Genomic DNA, 19,722 nt, shown 5'->3' with positions numbered 1-19,722 from the left:
TCAGCTGATCGCGCCGGCGGCGTCCGCCGCACCGGCACCGGCGCCCTCCCGGGCGCGTGCGGCGGCCCGCAGCGTCTCGATCTCGCGCTCGAAGTCGGCGAGCGAGTCGAAGGACCGGTAGACGCTGGCGAACCGCATGTAGGCCACCTCGTCGAGGTCACGCAACGGGCCGAGGATGGCCAGGCCCACCTCGTGGCTGGGGATCTCGGCCGCCCCCTTGGCCCGTACGGTCTCCTCGACCTTCTGGGCCAGCAGCGCGATCGAGTCGTCGTCGACCGGCCGCCCCTGGCACGCCTTGCGCACCCCACCGATGATCTTCGTACGGCTGAACGGCTCGGTCACCCCGCTGCGCTTGACCACCGCGAGGACCGCCTCCTCGACGGTGGTGAACCGCTTGCCGCACTCCGGGCAGGACCGTCGCCGCCGGATGAGCTGGCCGTCGTCGGCCTCCCGCGAGTCGACCACCCGGGAGTCGGCGTGCCGGCAGTACGGACACCGCATTCGCCCGACCTCCTCAGTCGATCGCGGGCACAACTGCCGGCTCCCGGGCACGCGTCGACACGGCGGGGCCATCGTCCGATGACCGTCGCCGGGTGCGCGGTGCGGGAGTGCGTTCGGTAGTCGAACCCAACCTGTAGGCAACTTACGCCCGTGTGACTACTACATCTAGGGGTCGACCGTAGGCCGAACCCCAAGCGAGGTCAAGTTGCCGGGCGTGTCCGGCGCGTCATCAGGATCACGCCCGGCACGACGCCGCCGCCGAGCCCAACGGACGGCCTCCCGTGCTAGTCACGGGCAGCCGGGATAGAACACCCGTTCGAGCGGCGTACCCTTCTATCAGAACACCAGTTCGGAAATCCAGGAATTCGGCGCGACACGCCGACAGCAGGTCGTACAGATGTTTGAAAATGGCCGATCTCACCTATACGGTCAGACCACACGCACCACGAGCCGACGAGGCACCCCAGCGCCGACCAGGGAGGGACGGACGTGACCGAGGACCGGGCCAGCCGGCAGAAGAACCCGCAGCCGAACGACGGGGCGGGTCCTCCGGCGACCCGTCGCCCCCGCACCGCCCGCAGTCGCACCGCCCCCGCGGCGGTGCGTCCGGTCACCCCGGTGGTGAGCAGCTTCCCCGACCCGGCCACTGTCGACCTGACCGCCCGGCAGCGGCGGATCCTGGAGTTCATCCGTAACTGGGTCGAGCGCCACGGCTACCCGCCGAGCGTGCGCGAGATCGGCGAGGCGGTCGGGCTGGTGTCCCCGTCCAGCGTCGCCTACCAGCTCAAGGAGCTGGAGAAGAAGGGCTTCCTGCGCCGCGACCCGAACCGGCCGCGCGCCGTCGACGTCCGCGCGCCGGGCGAGGCCGACGACGAGGCGGCCCGTGCGCAGCGGCCCGCCCCGGCGTACGTGCCGATGCTGGGTCGCATCGCCGCCGGTGGGCCGATCCTGGCCGAGCAGGCCGTGGAGGACATCTTCCCCCTCCCCCGCGAGCTGGTCGGCGAAGGCGAGGTCTTCATGCTCCAGGTCAAGGGCGACTCGATGCTCGACGCGGCGATCTGTGACGGCGACTGGGTGGTCGTCCGGCAGCAGCCCAACGCCGAGGTCGGCGACATCGTGGCCGCGATGCTCGACGGTGAGGCGACGGTGAAGACCTACCGGCGCCGCGACGGGCACGTCTGGCTGATGCCGCAGAACCCGGCCTTCGACCCGATCCCCGGCGACGACGCCACCATCATGGGTCGCGTGGTGGCGGTGCTGCGCCGCATCTGACCGACAGCGACGAAGAGGGGGTGACCGGCGACCGGTCACCCCCTCTTCGCGTCGTCTCAGTAGCGGTCGCCGCGGTACTCCCGGCCGCCGGGCACCGGGCCGTACCGACCCCTGTCGTCGTAGCCGTCGTCGCGCCGCGCGCCACGCGGATCCGATCCGCGACGCGGCGGCTCGGCCCGGCCGCCCTCGCCGCGCGGTCCGCCGCCGTTGGGCTGGCCACGGTGTCCCGGGCCGCCGCCGGAGCCGCCACCCCGGCCGCCCCGGGGGGCACCACCGCCGGGGACACCGGGACCGGCCTGGTCCGCGCCGCCGCCCTGGCCCCCGCCGCGCCCACCGCCGGCCGGGGCGCCGCCGTAGACGCCACCACCCTGCGGACGGTCAGGACCCGGGGGACGGTCAGGACCCGGGGGACGGCCACCACCCGGAGGACGGCCACCGCCCTGTGGGCCGCCGCCCTGGGGTCGGCCGCCGTACACGCCGCCGCCCGGCTGGCCGCCGCCGTAGACACCGCCACCCTGGGGACGGTCGCCGTTCGCGGCGCCGCCGTACACGCCGCCCTGGCCACCGCCTCCGTAGACCGCGCCTCTGGGCGGGACGTCCGGCCGTTCCGCCGACGGGAAGCCGCTGTTGACCGGGAACTCGCCGCTGCGCTCGGGCTCGTCGGCGGGCGCCCGGGGCGCCGGCTTGCGCCGCGCCCGCAGGATGCCGAAGACCCCCGCGCCGACCAGGAGCGCGCCGAGCACCCCGACCGCCGCGATCAGGTACGTGATCTCGTCGAGCGAGAGCCCTGCGAGCCAGGACTGCTTGGCTGCCGGTTTGGTCGGGGCCTCGCCGCCGTTGGGAAGCGCCTCCGCGCCCTTCGTGGACGGGGTGTAGCTGAGGATGTCGATCGGGTCCGAGTCGTCGAGCGTGCCGCCGTCGGAGACGGTGACGAACGCCTTGCCGTCCGGCGTGTAGGAGATCGCCTCGCCGAACGGATCGGCGAGCGGCGTGACCCGGGGCTTGCCCGTGGTGATCGCCTTGACGATGTCGCCGCCGGTGACGTCGAACTCGAACGCGTCGGCGTACGTGCGCAGCACCACCTTGCCGCCGTCGGGTGAGCGGGCGGCGCCGGTGACCAGCACCCGGCCCGGCCCGCCGAGCTTGTTGTCGGTGCTGGTCTTCGGGAGCGTGACCTCGCCGACCTTCTTCATCGGGATCGGCTCGGGGTCGCCGCCCGCCTTCAGCTTCGCCGTCGGGGTATAGAGCTCCGCCTTGCCCGAGAGCTCCTTCGTGATCACCAACGGCATGTTGTCGTCGCCGACGAGCAGTGCCTCCGCGTCGTGCGGCTCCTTGCCCGGGTAGGTGAGCCGGTGCAGCACCGGCTGCTTCGAGCCGCTCAGCGGCATCGTCCACACCGCGACCCGCTCCCGGCGGGTCTTCTTGTCGATGTTGTCGCCGGTGTCGGCGATCCAGAGCGTCTTGCCGTCCGGCCCGAGCGCCAGGTCCTCGGTGTCGAGCGGGCCGTCACCGGAGTAACGGACCTCCTTGTCCACCTTGCACTTGGAGTCCAGATAGAAGACCCGCTTGCGGGCGGGGTCGTCCGAGCTGTCGTTCACCACGACGTACCCGCCCGCGGTGGCGACGAGCCCGGACAACTCGCGGAGGCGTCCGTCCTCGACCGTGCACTTCTTCTTGGGTGCCGCGGCCAGCACGGGGGCCGCGGCGGGTGCCGCCGGGGCCGGCCCGGCCGGCGCCACGACCGCGCCGACCAGGCCGAGCGCGAGCGTGACCGAGGAGACAACGTGCCGCATGACGCTCAGTGTCGCACGGAGCGGGTTTCCGGCGGGTGACGCCGGACGGCTCACCGCCCGGCACCCACCCGCTCGTCGCTGGTCAGCCGGTCGCCCGCCCGGTAGGGCGCGAGTTCCGCGGCCAGTCCCTCGTTGACCCGTACGTGCAGCAGCGTGCCCTCGGGCAGGTGCGCGGTGCTGAGCACCTCACCCTGCCGGTGCACCCGGGCGACCAGGTCACCCCGGTCGTACGGCAGCACGGCGCGCACCTCGACGGCCGGCCGCGGCAAGCGCCGCTCGACCGTCTCGCGCAACTCGTCGACGCCGCGCCCGCTGTGGGCGGAGACGAAGACCGCATCCGGCCACAGCCGCTTGAGCCGCAGCATCGTCTCCTCGCCGGTGGCGTCGGTCTTGTTCACCACGAGTAGTTCCGGCAGCCGGTCGGCGCCCACCTCGGCGAGCACCTCGCGGACCGCCCGGACCTGCTCCTCCGGGTCCGGGTGGGTGCCGTCGACCACGTGCACCACCAGGTCGGCGTCGGCGACCTCCTCCAGGGTGGAGCGGAACGCCTCGACGATCTGGTGCGGCAGGTGTCGGACGAACCCGACCGTGTCGGACAGCGTGTAGAGCCGCCCGTCGGACGTGGTGGCCCGGCGGGTGGTCGGGTCCAGCGTGGCGAACAGCGCGTTCTCCACCAGTACGCCCGCACCGGTCAGGCGGTTGAGCAGGCTGGACTTGCCGGCGTTCGTGTAGCCGGCGATGGCCACCGCGGGCACCGCGTTACGGGTACGCCGGGCACGCTTGGTCTGGCGTACCGTCGCCATGCTCTTGATCTCGCGGCGCAGCCGCGCGATGCGGTGGCGGATGCGCCGCCGGTCGGTCTCCAGCTTCGTCTCACCGGGACCGCGCAGGCCCACGCCGCCGCCGGCGCCACCGCCGCGGCCGCTACCGCCGGTCTGCCGGGACAGCGTCTCGCCCCAACCGCGCAGGCGCGGCAGCAGGTACTGGAGCTGGGCCAGCTCGACCTGCGCCTTGCCCTCCTTGCTCTTGGCGTGCTGGGCGAAGATGTCCAGGATCAGGGCGGTCCGGTCGACCACCTTGACCTTGGTGCGCTGCTCCAGGTTGCGCAGCTGCGACGGCGACAGCTCACCGTCGCAGATGATCGTGTCGGCGCCGGTGGACAGCACCACCGCGCCCAGGTCGTCGACCTTGCCGCGGCCGATGTACGTGGCCGGGTCGGGCCGGTGCCGGCGCTGGATCAGCCCTTCGAGCACCTGCGAGCCGGCCGTCTCGGCCAGCGCCGCCAGCTCGGTGAGGCTGTTGTCGGCGTCGGACTGGGTGCCCTCGGTCCAGACCCCCACCAGGACGACCCGCTCCAGCCGGAGCTGGCGGTATTCGACCTCGGTGATGTCGGTGAGTTCGGTGGAGAGGCCGGGGACCCGCCGCAGCGCCTGCCGCTCCGACAGCTCGTACTCGCCCGTGGTGGCGTCGAGCTCGTCGTCCTCGTAGGGATGGAAGGTCTCCTGCTCGCGCAAATCGCGTCTCCTGTCCGTTATGTGCATCGCCGAGAATTTTCGGCGCGTGACAGCAATCCTGACATGTGTCAACGCCGGGCGCACCTGTCTTATGCCCGTGACGCTACCGACCGGTAGCGGGGGCGGATGCCGGGCGACCTGGCCAGGCGAGTAGAAATGCCAGTCGAGCCGCTCAGCGCCGACGGAGGAGTTTCTCGTGGCAAACACACGACTGCCGAGTGCCGGATTCTCCATCACCATCCGGATCGCGGTACCCGCCGACGCCTCCTCCATCGGCCGGCTCACCACCGCCGCCGGCGAGGCCGGCGCCATCGTCACCGCGCTCGACGTGGTCGACTCCGACCCGACGAACGTGATCGTCGACCTCACCTGCGACACCGCCGACGCCGGCCACGCCGACCAGGTGGTCGACGCGCTCACCGCGCTCGACGGGGTCGACGTGCGCAAGGTCTCCGACCGGACGTTCCTGCTGCACCTCGGCGGCAAGATCGAGGTCACCCCGAAGATCGCGCTGCGCACCCGTGACGAGCTGTCCCGCGCGTACACCCCGGGGGTCGCCCGGGTCTGCATGGCGATCGCGGAGAACCCGGCCGACGCCCGCCGGCTCACCATCAAGCGCAACACCGTCGCCGTGGTCAGCGACGGCACCGCGGTGCTCGGCCTCGGCAACCTCGGGCCGGCCGCGTCGCTGCCGGTGATGGAGGGCAAGGCGGCCCTGTTCAAGCGCTTCGGCGGGGTGGACGCCTGGCCGGTGGTGCTCGACACCCAGGACACCGACGAGATCGTGGCGATCGTCAAGGCGATCGCGCCCGCGTACGGCGGGATCAACCTGGAGGACATCGCCGCGCCGCGCTGCTTCGAGATCGAGGCCCGACTGCGCGAGGCGCTCGACATCCCGGTCTTCCACGACGACCAGCACGGCACCGCGATCTGCGTGCTGGCCGCGCTGACGAACGCGCTGCGCGTCGTGGGCAAGCAGCTCGCGGACGTCCGGGTCGTGGTCTCCGGCGCCGGCGCCGCCGGCACCGCGATCATGAAGCTGCTGCTGCGTCAGGGCGTGGGCGACATCATCGCGTACGACCGCAGGGGCGCCCTGCACCGCGGACTGCCGGACCTCAACCCGGCGTGGCAGTGGCTGGCCGAGAACACCAACAAGGAGAACTACTCCGGCGACCTGGCCGGTGCGGTACGCGGCGCGGACGTGTTCATCGGCGTGAGCGCGCCGAACCTGCTCACCGGCGACGACGTCGCCGCGATGGCGAAGGACTCGATCGTCTTCGCGCTCGCCAACCCCGACCCGGAGGTGGACCCGCGGGAGGCGCGCAAGTACGCCGCGGTGGTCGCCACCGGCCGCTCGGACCAGCCGAACCAGATCAACAACGTGCTCGCCTTCCCCGGCGTGTTCCGCGGCATGCTCGACGCGCACGCCGAGGAGTTCACCGAGGAGATGGCGATCGCCGCCGCCCGGGCCATCGCGGACGTGGTCGGCGAGGAAAAGATCAACCCGACGGTGATCGTGCCGAGCGTCTTCGACTCCCGGGTCGCCCCGGCGGTGGCCGCGGCGGTACGGGCCGCCGCCCAGAACCCGGCCGCGACGCCGGCCCCGGCGGCCGATCCCGGTCCCGCCGACCTGCCCGAGATCGCCGCCAACGCCAGCGCCACCCCCTGACGCCGTCCCCGCGCCGCCTGGTGCGAGATCACCGGCCCCGGGGCCGGCGGGCGACGGTCAGGGGCGCAGGGCGGCGGGGGTCAGGGTGCCCGTCGCCACCAGGACCGCGGGGCCCGACAGCCAGCAGGAGTCGGCCGTCACGGTGACCGTGAGACGCCCGCCGGGCACGTCCACCGCCACCGCGCCGGTGTCCAGGCCGGCGTCGCGCAACGCCACCGCCGCCACCGCGCACGCGCCGGTGCCGCAGGAGAGCGTCTCGGCGGAGCCGCGCTCGTAGACCCGCATCAGCACGTGCCCGTCGGTGCCGGCGACCGGCTCACCCGGCGTGGTGAACTCGACGTTCACCCCGGCCGGGAACATCGAGGCGTCGACCTCGGGCGCGCGGGTGAGGTCCAGCGCGGCCAGCTCCAGCGCGGCGGGCAGCGGGCACACCAGGTGCGGGTTGCCGACGTCCACCGCGGTGCCGGGCACCGTCAGCCCGCCGAGCGTGGCGGTGGCCGTGTCGTACAGCCGGGGACGGCGCATCTCGACCGCCACGTCGGCGCCCTCGACGCGGGCCCGCACCAGACCGGCGCGGGTGGCGATGGGCAGCGTCCCGCCGGACGGGGCGGCGGCCGGCGAACGGTCCAGCAGGTAGCGGACGAACACGCGGGCCCCGTTGCCGCACATCTCGGCGAACGAGCCGTCGGAGTTCCAGTAGTCCATGAACCACTCGGCCTCGCCGGCCAGCGCGACGCCCTCGGGGTGCTTGGCGGCGCGCACCACGCGCAGCACGCCGTCGGCGCCGAGCCCGCGCCGCCTGTCGCAGAGCGCGGCGACCAGGCCGGGTGTCAGGTCGAGGGCGCCGTCCGGGTCGGGCAGGATGACGAAGTCGTTGCCGGTGCCGTGCCCCTTTGTGAACTCCACGCCCCCATCATCGCCGATGCTCGGCGACCACCCGCAGGGCAGTGTCGAGAAACCCGGGCGAGGCCGAGTCCAGCCAGGTGACGCGCGGGTCACGCCGGAACCAGGAGCGCTGCCGCCGGACGAAACGGCGGGTGGCGCGGATCGTCTCCTCGTACGCTTCGGTCTCGGTCAGCTCACCGGCCAGGAACCGCAGCACCTGCTGGTAGCCGAGCGCCCGGCTGGCCGTCCGTCCCTCGGGCAGCCCCTCGCCGACCAGCGCCCGCACCTCGTCGACCAGCCCGTCGGCCCACATCCGGTCCACCCGCAGCGCGATCCGCTCGTCCAGGCGCGCGGTGTCCAGGTCCACACCGAGCTGGACGGACGGGTAGTACGGCGTGGGCGACGGCAGCGAGGCGGTGAACGGGGCGCCGGTCAGCTCGATCACCTCCAGTGCCCGTACGATCCGGCGGCCGTTGGTGGGCAGGATGCTCGCCGCCGCGCCCGGGTCCGCCTCGGCCAGCCGCGCGTGCAGCGGCAGGGGGCCGACCGCCGCCAGTTCCGCCTCCAGCCGCTCCCGCAGCGCCGGGTCGGTGCCGGGGAACTCGAACCGCTCCAGCACCGCCCGCACGTACAGCCCCGAACCGCCCACCAGCAGCGGCACCCGCCCCCGGGCCAGGATGTCGTCGACCGCCGCGCGGGCCAGCGTCTGGTACTCGGCGACGCTGGCCGGCTCGGTCACCGGCCAGATGTCCAGCAGGTGGTGCGGCACGCCCTCGCGCTCGGCCGGTGTCAGCTTCGCGGTGCCGATGTCCATGCCCCGGTAGAGCTGCATCGAGTCGGCGTTGACCACCTCGCCGCCGAGCGCGTGCGCCAGTGCGATGCTCAGCGCCGACTTCCCGGCCGCGGTCGGCCCGACCACCGCCACGACGGTCATGACTGCTCCCAGTTCGCCACGAAGTAGGCCACGCCGTAGGGGGCACTGTGGTAGCTCAGGTCACCACGCCAGTCGCCGCCCGCCGCCTCGACGGCGCCGGCCAGCACCTGCCACGGCGCCCGCCCGGCGACCCGCAGCTGCGCCGAGAGCACCGGGTCCAGGCCGCGCAGCGCCTCCGCGTCCGCGCCGGCCAGGGCCGCGGCGACCCCCTCGTCGTACGCCTCGGCGCGCGGGTCGTCGTACCCCGGCGCGGTGACGCCCCGGCACGCGGACCCGTCACCGAGCACGAGCAGCCCGACCGGCGGGTCCTCGTCGTGGAGCAGGCCCGCGCCGAAGGCCGCGCACTCGGCCGGGGTGGCGTCGTGGGCCACCGCCCGGGCGAAGCGGGGCAGGGCGGTGCCGGAGCGGTCGAGCAGCCAGGCGCCGATGGTCAGGCTCAACGGCAGACGCACACCACCCTCGCAGTTGACCTTCCAGAGCCGCACGTGGCGGTTCAGCCCGTACGGGCGCAGCGAGCCGTGCTCGGCGGTGCTGAACCGGACGGTCTCCCACCCGCCGCCGACGAGCAGGATCGCCTCGGGTCCGGCGGCGAGCAGCCGGGCCACCGCGGCGTCGGTGGCGGCGCGCAGGTCGTCCAGCTCGGGCGCGGCGGCGCCGGCCAGCTCGGGCACGATCAACGGCGGGTGGGGGCAGACGGCGGCGGCGACCAGTGGCACGCCCCCAAACCTATCGCCGATCCCCCGGTGCGTCCCCGCGCCGATCCGGCCATCGAGGGCGTACAACACCGTATGGTCACGGTCGGCGACAGGCGCTCGACACGGACGGGGGCGGACCTGTGACAATGCCGGGAGAAAGTTTGCTGCGCCGTGGCGGCGAGCGAGGGGGGCTGTCCCCTCGACGCCGGGAGAACGAGGATGGGCACATGAGCGACTGGACTGCCTACGGACGGGTCGACGAGGACGGCACCGTCTACGTCAAGACCGCCGAGGGCGAGCGGGTGGTCGGATCCTGGCAGGCAGGTGCACCGGAGGAAGGGCTCGCCCACTTCGCCCGGCGCTACGCCGACCTGGTGACCGAGGTCGATCTGACCGAGGCCCGGCTCAACTCGGGCGCTGCTGACGCCGGCCACTCCCTGACCACCATCCGCCGGATCCGTGGGTCGCTGGCCGAGGCGCACGTGGTCGGTGACATCGACGCCCTTGCCGCCCGCCTGGACAAGCTGGCCGCCGTCGCCGAGGAGAAGGCCGGCGAGGCCAAGGCGGCCCGCGAGGCCGCCCGGGTCGAGGCGCTGGCGCGCAAGACCGCCCTGGTCGAGGAGGCCGAGAAGCTGGCCGCCGAGTCGACCGGCTGGAAGACCGCCGGTGACCGGCTCAAGGAGATCCTCGACGAGTGGAAGACCATCCGCGGCGTCGACAAGAAGACCGACGGTGAGCTGTGGAAGCGGTTCGCCGCCGCCCGGGACGGCTTCACCCGTCGCCGGGGCGCCCACTTCGCCACCCTGGACCAGCAGCGCAAGCAGGCGCAGACGGTCAAGGAGGAGCTGGTCGCCGAGGCGGAGAAGCTCAAGGACTCCAGCGACTGGGGTGTCACCGCCGGTCAGCTCAAGGACCTGATGGCCCAGTGGAAGGCCGCGCCGCGCGCCGCCAAGGAGGCCGAGCAGAAGCTCTGGGAACGGTTCCGGGCCGCGCAGGACGAGTTCTTCACCCGCCGCAGCGAGGTCTTCTCGGCCCGCGACAACGAGCAGCGCGCCAACCTGGAGCGCAAGGAGGCGCTGCTGGCCGAGGCCGAGGCGCTCGACGTCGACGGCGACCCGAAGGGCGCCCAGGCGAAGCTGCGGGAGATCCAGGCGCAGTGGCACGAGGCCGGCCGGGTGCCCCGCGAGGCCGCCGCCGGGCTGGAGCGCCGGCTGCGGGCCGTGGACGACAAGGTCCGCCAGGTGATGGACTCGGCGTGGCGGCGGACCACCAAGGAGGACAACCCGCTGCTGGCGCAGATGCGCGCCCAGGTCGCCGAGGCCGAGGACCGGCTGGCCCGGGCCCAGGCCGCCGGTGACGCCCGGCGGGTCAAGGAGGCGGAGCAGGCGCTCGCCTCGAAGCGGCAGTTCCTCCAGCTCGCCGAGCAGGCCGGCTGACGCAAGCACCCAGCGACACACACCAGGTGAGCCCCCGGCCGGGTCGGCCGGGGGCTCACCTGCGTCCGGGGCCGGGTTGACGCATCGAGGCAGGCTGATCAGAATGAGCGGCGGAGCCAGGTTCCGGCACCGGCACGAGGGCATCGACGGCTGATCTTCGCCGTCGACGATCGCCGGCGCGCATTCCCGCGAGTGGCCGTCCACGTGACCGGCCCGGCGCGCGCTGTCGCGCGTACTCGATGAGGAGCGGGCCGATCCTCCTGGTCCTGCCGCCCGCGGCGCCCATGCGGCGCGGGCATCCGAAGTGGAGCTCCCATGCACCGACGCACCGCCCTCGGCGGCGCCCTGACGGCGCTCGCCACCGCCGCGGCCGGCGTTCTCGTCGCCGCCGCCGTCTCCACCGCACCGGCCGCCGCTGCGGCCGGTGGCACCGGCACCGGCTACCTGCACACCAGCGGCAACAAGATCGTCGACAGTACGGGCGCCACCGTCCGGCTGACCGGCATCAACTGGTTCGGGATGGAGACCGACAACAAGACGTTCCACGGCCTGTGGTCGAGCAACCCGTGGCGTTCCCAGCTCGACACCATGGCCCGGCTGGGCTACAACACGCTGCGGCTCCCGTACTCGAACGACGCGCTGAAGCCCGGCGCGACCGCGACCGGCATCAACGACTTCGTCAACCCGGACCTGATCGGGCTCTCCCCGCTGCAGATCCTCGACAAGGTCATCGACTACGCGGGCAGCAAGGGGATGCGGGTCATCCTGGACCGGCACCGGCCGACGTCGGCCGGGCAGTCGCCGCTCTGGTACACCTCGACGGTCTCCGAGGCGACCTGGATCAACGACTGGAAGATGCTGGCCCAGCGGTACGCCGGCAACACCACTGTGATCGGCGCGGACCTGCACAACGAGCCGCACGCCGAGGGCACCAACCCGGCCGCCACCGGCGCCTGCTGGGGCTGCGGCGACACCGCCCGGGACTGGCGGCTGGCCGCCGAGCGGGCCGGCAACGCGGTCCTCGGCGTGCAGCCGAACTGGCTGATCTTCGTGGAGGGGGTGAGTTGCCCGAGCGGCGGCCTGTCGAACGTCTGGGACAACGACCCCAGCAACGACGAGGACTGCGGCTGGTGGGGCGGCAACCTGTCCAAGGCCGGGCAGTTCCCGGTCCGGCTGAACGTGGCCAACCGGCTGGTCTACTCGCCGCACGAGTACGCCACCTCGGTGTACCGCCAGGCGTGGTTCGACGACCCGTCGTACCCGGCGAACATGCCGGCCATCTGGGACAAGTACTGGGGCTACCTCTACAAGCAGAACATCGCGCCGATCATGATGGGCGAGTTCGGCACCACGCTCCAGGACCCCAAGGACAAGATCTGGCTGCAGAACCTGATGGCGTACACCGGCACCGGGGTGAACGGCATGTCGTTCACGTACTGGTCGTGGAACCCGAACTCCGGTGACACCGGTGGCATCGCCAACGACGACTGGACCACGATCAACCAGCCGAAGCAGGACATCCTCACGCCGTACCTGATCCCGCCGACCGGCGGTGGCGGCACCACCAGCCCGTCCCCCACCGGCACGCCGAACACCTCGCCGGCGCCCACGACCCCGCCGCCGCCCACCGGTGGCTGCACCGCGAGCTACAAGCAGATCAACTCCTGGGCGGGTGGCTTCCAGGGCGAGCTGACCGTGAAGAACACCGGCACCGCCGCGGTGAACCCGTGGTCGGCCACCTGGACCTGGCCGTCCGGGGTGACGCTGGCCAGCGGCTGGAACGCCACAGTCACGCAGTCCGGCACCACCGTGACGGCCGCCGCGCCGACCTGGGCGTCGTCGCTGGCGCCGGGCGCGTCGGTCACCGTCGGCTTCACCGCCAACGGCACCGCCGCCACGCCGGGCAGCGTGAAGCTCAACGGCACCGCCTGCTGACGGTCTCCGGTAGCGGAAGGGCCCTCTTCAACACCGAGTGTTGAAGAGGGCCCTTCCTTACCCGAGGTCAGTGGGCGGCGCAGCCGCCGACCGGGGCGGGCGCGGCGGCCGGCGCACCGACCGTCGGCAGTCCGAGCAGCACCCCTGGGGTACGCGGGACCTGTCCCGCCTCGGCCGCGTCCCCGGCCCGGGTGCGCCGGTGCGCCGCCGGCGCACCGTCGGCGTTCAGGTGGTGCGGGGCGGCGTACGTGACGGCTGTGTGCACGATGTCGCCGGGGCGGATCCGCCCGGCCAGGTCACCGGTCGCGAAGTGCACCAGCCGGCCGTCGCGGGCCCGGCCGGACATCCGGCCGGTGCGCTCGTCCTTGCGGCCCTCGCCGACCGCCACCAGCACCTCGACGGTCTCGCCGACGAGCTTCTTGTTCTCCGCCCAGGTGATCTCCTCGACACAGGCGATCAGCCGCTCGTAGCGCTCCTGCACGACCTGCTTGGGCAGTTGCCCGTCCATCGTGGCGGCCGGTGTGCCGGGTCGCTTGGAGTACTGGAACGTGAACGCCGAGGAGAACCGGGCCTCCCGGACCACGTCGAGCGTGCGGGCGAAGTCGGCCTCGGTCTCGCCGGGGAAGCCGACGATGATGTCTGTGGTGATCGCCGCGTCCGGCATCGCCGCCCGCACCTTCTCGATGATCCCCAGGTAACGCTCCGACCGGTACGAGCGGCGCATCGCCCGCAGCACGTCGTCCGAGCCGGACTGCAACGGCATGTGCAACGAGTGGCAGACGTTCGGCGTCTCGGCCATCGCGGCGATCACGTCGTCGGTGAAGTCCTTCGGGTGCGGGCTGGTGAACCGCACCCGCTCCAGCGCGTCGATGTCCCCGCAGGCGCGCAGCAGCTTGCCGAAGGCGTACCGGTCGCCGAACTCGACGCCGTAGGAGTTGACGTTCTGCCCGAGCAGCGTCACCTCCAGCACGCCGGAGTCGACGAGCGCGCGGACCTCGGAGAGGATGTCACCGGGGCGGCGGTCCTTCTCCTTGCCGCGCAGCGAGGGCACGATGCAGAACGTGCACGTGTTGTTGCAGCCGACGGAGATGGAGACCCATCCGGCGTACGTCGACTCGCGCCGGGTCGGCAGCGTGGAGGGGAAGACCTCCAGCGACTCCAGGATCTCGACCTCGGCCGCGGCGTTGTGCCGCGCCCGGTCCAGCAGCGCCGGCAGCGAGCCGATGTTGTGCGTGCCGAAGACGACGTCCACCCAGGGGGCCTTGCGGACGATGTCGCCGCGATCCTTCTGGGCCAGGCAGCCGCCGACGGCGATCTGCATCCCCGGGTGCTTGGCCTTCACGGGGCGCAGATGACCCAGGTTGCCGTAGAGCCGGTTGTCGGCGTTCTCCCGGACCGCGCAGGTGTTGAACACCACCACGTCGGGCTGATCGTCGGCTTCGGGGGCACGCACGTACCCGGCGTCCTCGAGGAGGCCGGAGATGCGCTCGGAGTCGTGCACGTTCATCTGGCAGCCGTACGTACGCACCTGGTAGGTGCGCGGGCTGCCCGCCGCTGCGGTAGTCATGACCCGGACAGCGTATCCGGGTGGAGTCGATCGGATCGAACGAGGAGGAGACCCCGGCGGCGCACGACGCCGCCGCGTTCGAGGCCGCGGTGGACGCCGTGGCCGCCGCCACCGCGACGCTGCTCGACCATCTCGTGGTGCGGGGACAGCAGCCGGCGGCCCAGGGCTGAGCCGGACGGCCGCGCGCTCGCCGCCGGCCGGGCACGGCGGGCCGGCGTCCACCCGGCGGCGAGCCCCGTCTGAGCGCGGCCGCGCTCAGGCGGCGGCGAGCGCCGGGGCGACCGTGTCCGGGGCCCAGCGGGAGCGGTGGCACTGCGACCAGCCCCGGCAGCGCGCGTCGGCGACCGTGCAGAGCCGGTGGTGGCTGAGCACCTCGCCGTCGTCGGTGTCGGCCACGTCGAAGTGCACCGGCCGGATCGTGCCGTCCGGCGCGACCAGCAGGTGCCGGCCGGCGTCGAGCGTGTCGTCACGCATCAGGCAGTTGCGGCCCAGCAGCCGGGCCAGCGCCGCGAGGGCGGGCAGCTCGGACAGGTTCTCGGGCACCCCGTAACAGTCGACCACCGTGCCGTACAGCCCGGGCGCCTCCCACACGTCGCAGACCACCGCGTACGCGGGGAGCCGGACCGGGTCGGCGACGGCCATGGGCATCACCACCCGGCCGAGTGCCTCGGCCAGCGCCGGGTAGACCTCCACCGGCTCGCCGCCGTCGATTCTCCAGTTCCACAGCTCGGTCATGCCGCCTCCTCGCTGCGCTCGTTCCATCGGCCTCCGGATCGGGCCTTACTGACGATGGTGGAGGGCATTTGCCCTCAGCCGGGCGCAAGTTACCGGTCTGTGACCATTCCGGGCAAAATTCCCTCCGGGCGACGTTGCCCAGAGTATCTGGAAGATGACAGTTTATCGGGTACGGTGCCGCGCCGGCGCACCGGCCACGCCGCGAGTCGAGGCTCAGCGGACCCGGATCAGGTGCTCCGAGGCCGGCAGCAGCTCACCGATCACCGTGCCGCCGGGCACCTCACCGGCGACCAGCAGCCCGCCCGAGGTCTGCGCGTCGGCAAGCAGCAGCCGCTCCCCCTCGTCTGCGCCGCCGAAGTCGGTCCACGGGACGACCCATTCCAGGTTGCGCCGGGTGCCGCCGCTGACGTACCCGTCGCGCAGCGCCTCCCGTGCGCCCGGCAGGTACGGCACCGCCGCCGCGTCGATCGCCACCGTCAGGCGGCTCGCGCGGGCCAGCTTCGAGGCGTGCCCGAGCAGGCCGAAGCCGGTCACGTCGGTGCCGCAGCGGATGCCCGCGGCGATCGCCGCGCGGGCCGCGTCCCGGTTGAGGCGGGCCATCGAATCGACCGCCTCGGGGAAGCGCTGCCCGGTCTGCTTGTGGCGGGTGTTGAGCACGCCCACCCCGAGCGGCTTGGTCAGCGACAGCGGCAGGCCGGCCCGCCCGGCGTCGAGCGTGATCAGCTCGTCCGGCCGGACCACGCCGGTCACCGCCAGGCCGTACTTCGGGCTGTCGTCGTCCACGCTGTGCCCGCCGGCCAGGTGACAGTTCGCCTCCCGGGCCACGTCCAGACCGCCGCGCAGCACCTCGCGGGCCATCTCCGGCGGCAGTACGCCGCGCGGCCAGCAGAGCAGGTTGAGCGCGACCAGCGGGATGCCGCCCATCGCGTACACGTCGGAGAGCGCGTTGGCGGCGGCGATGCGCCCCCAGTCGTAGGCGTCGTCGACCACCGGGGTGAAGAAGTCGGCGGTGCTGACCAGGCCGGTCCGCTCGTCCAGCCGGACCACCGCGGCGTCGTCGCCGTTCTCCAGGCCGACCAGCAGGTCGGCCGAGCCACCGGTGGCGCCGAGACCGGCGACCATCACCTCCAGCTCGCCGGGCGGGATCTTGCAGGCGCAGCCGCCACCGCGGGCGTAGTCGGTCAGCCGGATCGCGTCGGTCACCGCCTCATGATCTCCCGCCTGCGGCGACGGCGCCAGTCGGCCCACCCGACGGTGACGAAATTCGGACGGGCCGGTACGCCGGTGATCGGTGTTACCGCTCCGTGACCATCTGAGTTGCGTTCTGCCACGTCACCCCGCCTACAGTTGCCCAACCGGGGGTCGACCGACCCCCGAGTTCCGCCATGGACGACAGGGACGGTGGACGACGTGACGACGGGCGACCCGCTGATCGTGCTCGACGGGGTCAACAAGTGGTTCGGGCCGCTGCACGTGCTCGACGACGTGTCCCTCTCCGTCGAACGGGGCGAGGTGGTCGTGGTCATCGGCCCGTCCGGCTCCGGCAAGTCGACGCTCTGCCGCACCATCAACCGGCTGGAGCCGATCGACAAGGGCACCATCACCTTCGACGGGCAGCCGCTGCCGGCCGAGGGCAAGCCCCTGGCCAAGCTGCGCAGCGAGGTCGGCATGGTGTTCCAGTCGTTCAACCTCTTCGCGCACAAGACCATCCTGGAGAACGTCACGCTGGGGCCGGTCAAGGTCCGCAAGGAGAAGCCGGCCGCCGCCCGTGAACGCGGGCTGGCGCTGCTGGACCGCGTCGGCATCGCCAACCAGGCCGACAAGTACCCCGCGCAGCTCTCCGGCGGCCAGCAGCAGCGGGCGGCGATCGCCCGCGCGCTGGCCATGCAGCCCAAGGCGATGCTGTTCGACGAGCCGACGAGCGCCCTGGACCCGGAGATGGTCGGCGAGGTGCTGGACGTGATGACGTCGCTGGCCCGCGAGGGCATGACCATGGTCGTGGTCACCCACGAGATGGGCTTCGCCCGGCACGCGGCCAACCGGGTCATCTTCATGGCCGACGGCAAGCTGGTCGAGGACGCGCCGCCGACCGAGTTCTTCGCGAACCCGCGCAGCGAGCGGGCCAAGGACTTCCTCTCCAAAATCCTCACCCACTGAGCGCCCGTATGTGGAGCCACGACGTCGGCTCCATCGAAGAAGGAGAATGAGTATGCGTTTCAAGCGCGTGGCGGCGGTGGCCGTGATGGCCTCGCTCGCCCTGTCCGCGGCGGCCTGCGGCAAGGAGGGGGACCCCGCCCCCAGCGGCGGCGGCAACGCCAGCGGCGGTGCGCAGGGTGACAGCTGCACCAGCTCGGGTGTCACCTTCACCCCCAAGACGGACGCCGCCGTCGCCGGCAGCCCGGCCTTCGAGAAGATCAAGTCGGCCGGCAAGGTCGTCATCGGCGTCAAGTTCGACCAGCCGAACCTCGGCTACAAGGACGCCCAGGGCAAGCGCTGCGGCTTCGACATCGAGATCGCCCAGTACGTCGCCAGCACGCTCGGCGTCGACCCGGCGAAGATCGAGTACAAGGAGATCGCGTCCGCCAACCGGGAGACCGCCATCAAGGGTGGCGAGATCGACTACTACGTCGGCACGTACTCGATCACCGACAAGCGCAAGAACGACGTCTCCTTCGCCGGCCCGTACTTCGTCGCCGGCCAGGACCTGCTGGTCCGCAAGGACGAGTCGTCGATCACCGGCAAGGACACCCTCAAGGGCAAGAAGGTCTGCTCGGTCACCGGCTCCACGCCGATTCAGAAGGTCCGCGACGAGGGCCTGACCGAGGGCGAGAACATCGTCGAGTTCAAGACCTACTCCGAGTGCGTCTCGCAGCTGCTCGACAAGAAGGTCGACGCGGTGACCACCGACGACGCCATCCTCAAGGGCTACGCCGCGCAGAACCCGGACGAGCTCAAGGTCGTCGGCCAGCCGTTCAGCACCGAGAAGTACGGCATCGGCCTGCCCAAGGACGACAAGGCGCTGCGTGACTACGTGAACAACCAGATCGAGGCCGCGTTCACCGACGGCACCTGGAAGAAGGTCTACGACGGCACGCTCGGCAAGTCCGGCTCGCCGGCCACCCCGCCGCAGCTCGAGCGGTACTGACGGTCCGCACCGACGTCGGGCCGGGCGGGGAGGTCGTCCTCCCCGCCCGGCCCCGTCTGGAGAGAGTGAGAGCGAGGTATGGGCGAGTTCTTCCGCGTCCTGACGGACAACGCGAGCCTGTTCCGCGACGGGTTCTACAACACAGTCAAGTTGTTCCTGATCGCCGGCGTGGGCAGCCTCGTCCTCGGCACACTGCTCGGCGCGATGCGGGTGTCCCCGATCCCCGCGCTGCGGGCGTTCGGCGCCACGTACGTCAACCTGGTCCGCAACACCCCACTGACCCTGGTGTTCGCGTTCCTCGTCTTCGCGGTGCCGAAGCTGGACGTGAACATCGACTACTTCAACAGCGCCTGCATCGCGCTGATCGCCTACACGTCGGCGTTCATCTGCGAGGTGATCCGCTCCGGCGTGAACACGGTCGCCACCGGTCAGGCCGAGGCGGCCCGCGCGCTGGGCATGACGTTCGCCCAGGTGCTGACGCTGATCGTGCTGCCGCAGGCGCTGCGGGCCATGGTCCCGCCCATGATGAGCGTGCTCATCGCCATGCTGAAGAACACCACGATCGCGGCGGGCTTCTCGGTGCTGGAGGCGGGCGCCATTCCGGCGTACATGTCGGAACGGGGTGAGCCGCAGTTCATCGTGCTCACCTGGATCGTGATCGGCTTCCTCATCCTGATCCTCCCGCTGGTGGTGCTCCAGCGGTTCCTCGAGCGCAAGTGGGCGGTGGCCCGATGAGCAGCAACAGCATCCTCTACGACATCCCCGGCCCGAAGGCCCGGCTGCGCAACCGGATCCTCGGCATCGTCTCGATCGCCGCGATCGTCGCGCTGCTCGCGTTCGTGGTCTACAAGTTCGACCAGACCGGCCAGTTCGAGGCCCGCAAGTGGGAGCAGTTCCAGTACGCGGCCGTGCAGCGCGAGCTGCTCAACGGCCTCTGGGCCACGCTGAAGGTCGCCGCCGTCGCCACCGTGCTGGCACTGCTGTTCGGCGCGTTCTTCGCCAGCGCCCGGCTCAGCGACAAGGTGTTGTTCCGCGCTCCGGCCACGTTCGTGGTGGAGCTGTTCCGCGCGATCCCCCTGCTGATCCTGATCTTCTTCGGCTACTACGTGCCGCTGCAGTACGGCTGGCCGATCGACAAGTTCTGGGCGCTGGTCATCGGATTGACGCTCTACAACGGCTCGGTGCTCGCGGAGATCTTCCGCGCCGGCGTCAACGCCGTGCCGTACGGGCAGTCCGAGGGCGCGTACGCGGTGGGCATGCGCAAGAACCAGGTGCTGCGGCTGATCCTGCTGCCGCAGGCGTTCCGGTCGATGCTCCCGGCGATCGTGAGCCAGCTCGTCGTCCTGCTCAAGGACACCGCGCTCGGCTTCATCATCACGTACCCGGAGCTGCTGTTCGTGGGCAAGCAGATCGGCGGCCGGCTGGCGTTCGGCCTGCCGTACGTGCCGACGTACCTGATCGTCGCGGCCATCTACATCAGCATCTGCGGCCTGCTGTCGGTGCTGGCCTGGTGGTTGCAGAAGCGGCTGACCCGGCTGCCGCGCAGCGCCGCCAAGCCGCTGCCGGCGACGCAGACCGACGGCGGCACCGGCGTCACGCCTCTGTGAGTCGACGGACACGAAGCGGGCGGGTGGGGTTCCA

Annotated in this window: 18 protein-coding genes; 9 read left to right on the top strand and 9 right to left on the bottom strand. The window is 72.1% G+C overall.

The annotated features are described in order from the left end of the window. Entirely contained in the window at window positions 1-501 is a 501-nt protein-coding gene (gene nrdR / locus ACFYO8_RS19045) for a transcriptional regulator NrdR (RefSeq protein ID WP_013284751.1), read from the bottom strand. Window positions 502-990: 489 nt separating this feature from the next. Here nrdR and lexA point away from each other — a divergent pair, with 489 nt between their 5' ends. Next, on the top strand, window positions 991-1,773 hold the full coding sequence (lexA, locus tag ACFYO8_RS19040) for a transcriptional repressor LexA (RefSeq protein WP_013284750.1): 783 nt from the start codon (window positions 991-993) through the stop codon (window positions 1,771-1,773). A gap of 56 nt (window positions 1,774-1,829) precedes the next feature. Here the strand turns inward: lexA and ACFYO8_RS19035 are convergent, their stop codons facing one another. Together ACFYO8_RS19035 and hflX are read right to left on the bottom strand one after the other, a co-directional pair. Then, window positions 1,830-3,566 carry a hypothetical protein gene (locus tag ACFYO8_RS19035; RefSeq protein ID WP_387257371.1) on the bottom strand — a complete coding sequence of 579 codons (1,737 nt, stop codon included), beginning with the start codon at window positions 3,564-3,566 and terminating at the stop codon, window positions 1,830-1,832. A 50-nt stretch (window positions 3,567-3,616) separates the two neighbouring features. Beyond that, window positions 3,617-5,080, bottom strand: coding sequence for a GTPase HflX (hflX, locus tag ACFYO8_RS19030; protein ID WP_355094188.1), 1,464 nt, complete (start codon window positions 5,078-5,080; stop codon window positions 3,617-3,619). Window positions 5,081-5,276: 196 nt separating this feature from the next. Between hflX and ACFYO8_RS19025 the strand changes: the two genes are divergently transcribed. Continuing rightward, window positions 5,277-6,749 carry an NAD-dependent malic enzyme gene (locus tag ACFYO8_RS19025; protein WP_354865508.1) on the top strand — a complete coding sequence of 491 codons (1,473 nt, stop codon included), beginning with the start codon at window positions 5,277-5,279 and terminating at the stop codon, window positions 6,747-6,749. A 57-nt stretch (window positions 6,750-6,806) separates the two neighbouring features. Here ACFYO8_RS19025 and dapF read toward each other — a convergent pair whose 3' ends face one another. Genes dapF through ACFYO8_RS19010 form a run of 3 tightly spaced genes read right to left on the bottom strand, consistent with a single transcriptional unit; the run spans window position 6,807 to window position 9,284 of the window. Continuing rightward, window positions 6,807-7,655 carry a diaminopimelate epimerase gene (gene dapF, locus ACFYO8_RS19020; protein WP_354865510.1) on the bottom strand — a complete coding sequence of 283 codons (849 nt, stop codon included), beginning with the start codon at window positions 7,653-7,655 and terminating at the stop codon, window positions 6,807-6,809. 7 nt (window positions 7,656-7,662) lie between these two features. Then, window positions 7,663-8,568, bottom strand: a complete 906-nt coding sequence (gene miaA, locus ACFYO8_RS19015; RefSeq protein WP_354865512.1) for a tRNA (adenosine(37)-N6)-dimethylallyltransferase MiaA — start codon at window positions 8,566-8,568, stop codon at window positions 7,663-7,665. Continuing rightward, the gene (locus tag ACFYO8_RS19010) at window positions 8,565-9,284 is read right to left on the bottom strand and encodes a hypothetical protein (RefSeq protein ID WP_354865514.1); all 720 of its coding nucleotides are present in this window, start codon (window positions 9,282-9,284) and stop codon (window positions 8,565-8,567) included. The genes miaA and ACFYO8_RS19010 overlap by 4 nt, the downstream gene beginning before the upstream one ends. Window positions 9,285-9,490: 206 nt before the next feature. Here ACFYO8_RS19010 and ACFYO8_RS19005 point away from each other — a divergent pair, with 206 nt between their 5' ends. Both ACFYO8_RS19005 and ACFYO8_RS19000 read left to right on the top strand, forming a co-directional pair. After that, on the top strand, window positions 9,491-10,699 hold the full coding sequence (locus ACFYO8_RS19005; RefSeq protein WP_354865516.1) for a DUF349 domain-containing protein: 1,209 nt from the start codon (window positions 9,491-9,493) through the stop codon (window positions 10,697-10,699). A gap of 315 nt (window positions 10,700-11,014) precedes the next feature. Continuing rightward, the gene (locus tag ACFYO8_RS19000) at window positions 11,015-12,634 is read left to right on the top strand and encodes a cellulase family glycosylhydrolase (RefSeq protein ID WP_354865518.1); all 1,620 of its coding nucleotides are present in this window, start codon (window positions 11,015-11,017) and stop codon (window positions 12,632-12,634) included. 67 nt (window positions 12,635-12,701) lie between these two features. On the opposite strand, the gene miaB is transcribed toward ACFYO8_RS19000, so the two are convergent. Then, window positions 12,702-14,201 (bottom strand): tRNA (N6-isopentenyl adenosine(37)-C2)-methylthiotransferase MiaB, encoded by a 1,500-nt coding sequence (gene miaB / locus ACFYO8_RS18995; protein ID WP_354865520.1) that lies wholly within the window; start codon window positions 14,199-14,201, stop codon window positions 12,702-12,704. Between the two features lie 20 nt (window positions 14,202-14,221). Here miaB and ACFYO8_RS18990 point away from each other — a divergent pair, with 20 nt between their 5' ends. Further along, window positions 14,222-14,371, top strand: a complete 150-nt coding sequence (locus tag ACFYO8_RS18990; RefSeq protein WP_354865522.1) for a DUF2277 family protein — start codon at window positions 14,222-14,224, stop codon at window positions 14,369-14,371. 85 nt (window positions 14,372-14,456) lie between these two features. Here the strand turns inward: ACFYO8_RS18990 and ACFYO8_RS18985 are convergent, their stop codons facing one another. Together ACFYO8_RS18985 and selD are read right to left on the bottom strand one after the other, a co-directional pair. After that, entirely contained in the window at window positions 14,457-14,936 is a 480-nt protein-coding gene (locus ACFYO8_RS18985) for a hypothetical protein (RefSeq protein WP_354865524.1), read from the bottom strand. 213 nt (window positions 14,937-15,149) lie between these two features. Further along, window positions 15,150-16,139 (bottom strand): selenide, water dikinase SelD, encoded by a 990-nt coding sequence (selD, locus tag ACFYO8_RS18980; RefSeq protein WP_354865526.1) that lies wholly within the window; start codon window positions 16,137-16,139, stop codon window positions 15,150-15,152. Window positions 16,140-16,337: 198 nt separating this feature from the next. Between selD and ACFYO8_RS18975 the strand changes: the two genes are divergently transcribed. From ACFYO8_RS18975 to ACFYO8_RS18960, 4 genes are all read left to right on the top strand, one after another. Next, entirely contained in the window at window positions 16,338-17,093 is a 756-nt protein-coding gene (locus tag ACFYO8_RS18975; RefSeq protein WP_354865528.1) for an amino acid ABC transporter ATP-binding protein, read from the top strand. Between the two features lie 52 nt (window positions 17,094-17,145). Continuing rightward, window positions 17,146-18,081 carry a glutamate ABC transporter substrate-binding protein gene (locus tag ACFYO8_RS18970; protein ID WP_354865530.1) on the top strand — a complete coding sequence of 312 codons (936 nt, stop codon included), beginning with the start codon at window positions 17,146-17,148 and terminating at the stop codon, window positions 18,079-18,081. A gap of 78 nt (window positions 18,082-18,159) precedes the next feature. Further along, window positions 18,160-18,816 (top strand): amino acid ABC transporter permease, encoded by a 657-nt coding sequence (locus ACFYO8_RS18965; protein ID WP_354865532.1) that lies wholly within the window; start codon window positions 18,160-18,162, stop codon window positions 18,814-18,816. Next, window positions 18,813-19,688 carry an amino acid ABC transporter permease gene (locus ACFYO8_RS18960; RefSeq protein ID WP_355096652.1) on the top strand — a complete coding sequence of 292 codons (876 nt, stop codon included), beginning with the start codon at window positions 18,813-18,815 and terminating at the stop codon, window positions 19,686-19,688. Before ACFYO8_RS18965 ends, ACFYO8_RS18960 begins: the two co-directional genes overlap by 4 nt. Window positions 19,689-19,722: the final 34 nt, after the last annotated feature.

This window comes from Micromonospora sp. NPDC005257 (assembly GCF_042872445.1).
In the GTDB taxonomy this organism is placed as follows: Bacteria; Actinomycetota; Actinomycetes; order Mycobacteriales; family Micromonosporaceae; genus Micromonospora.
Note: the sequence above shows the minus strand (reverse complement) of the source record. Positions and strands in the feature narration are given on the sequence as shown.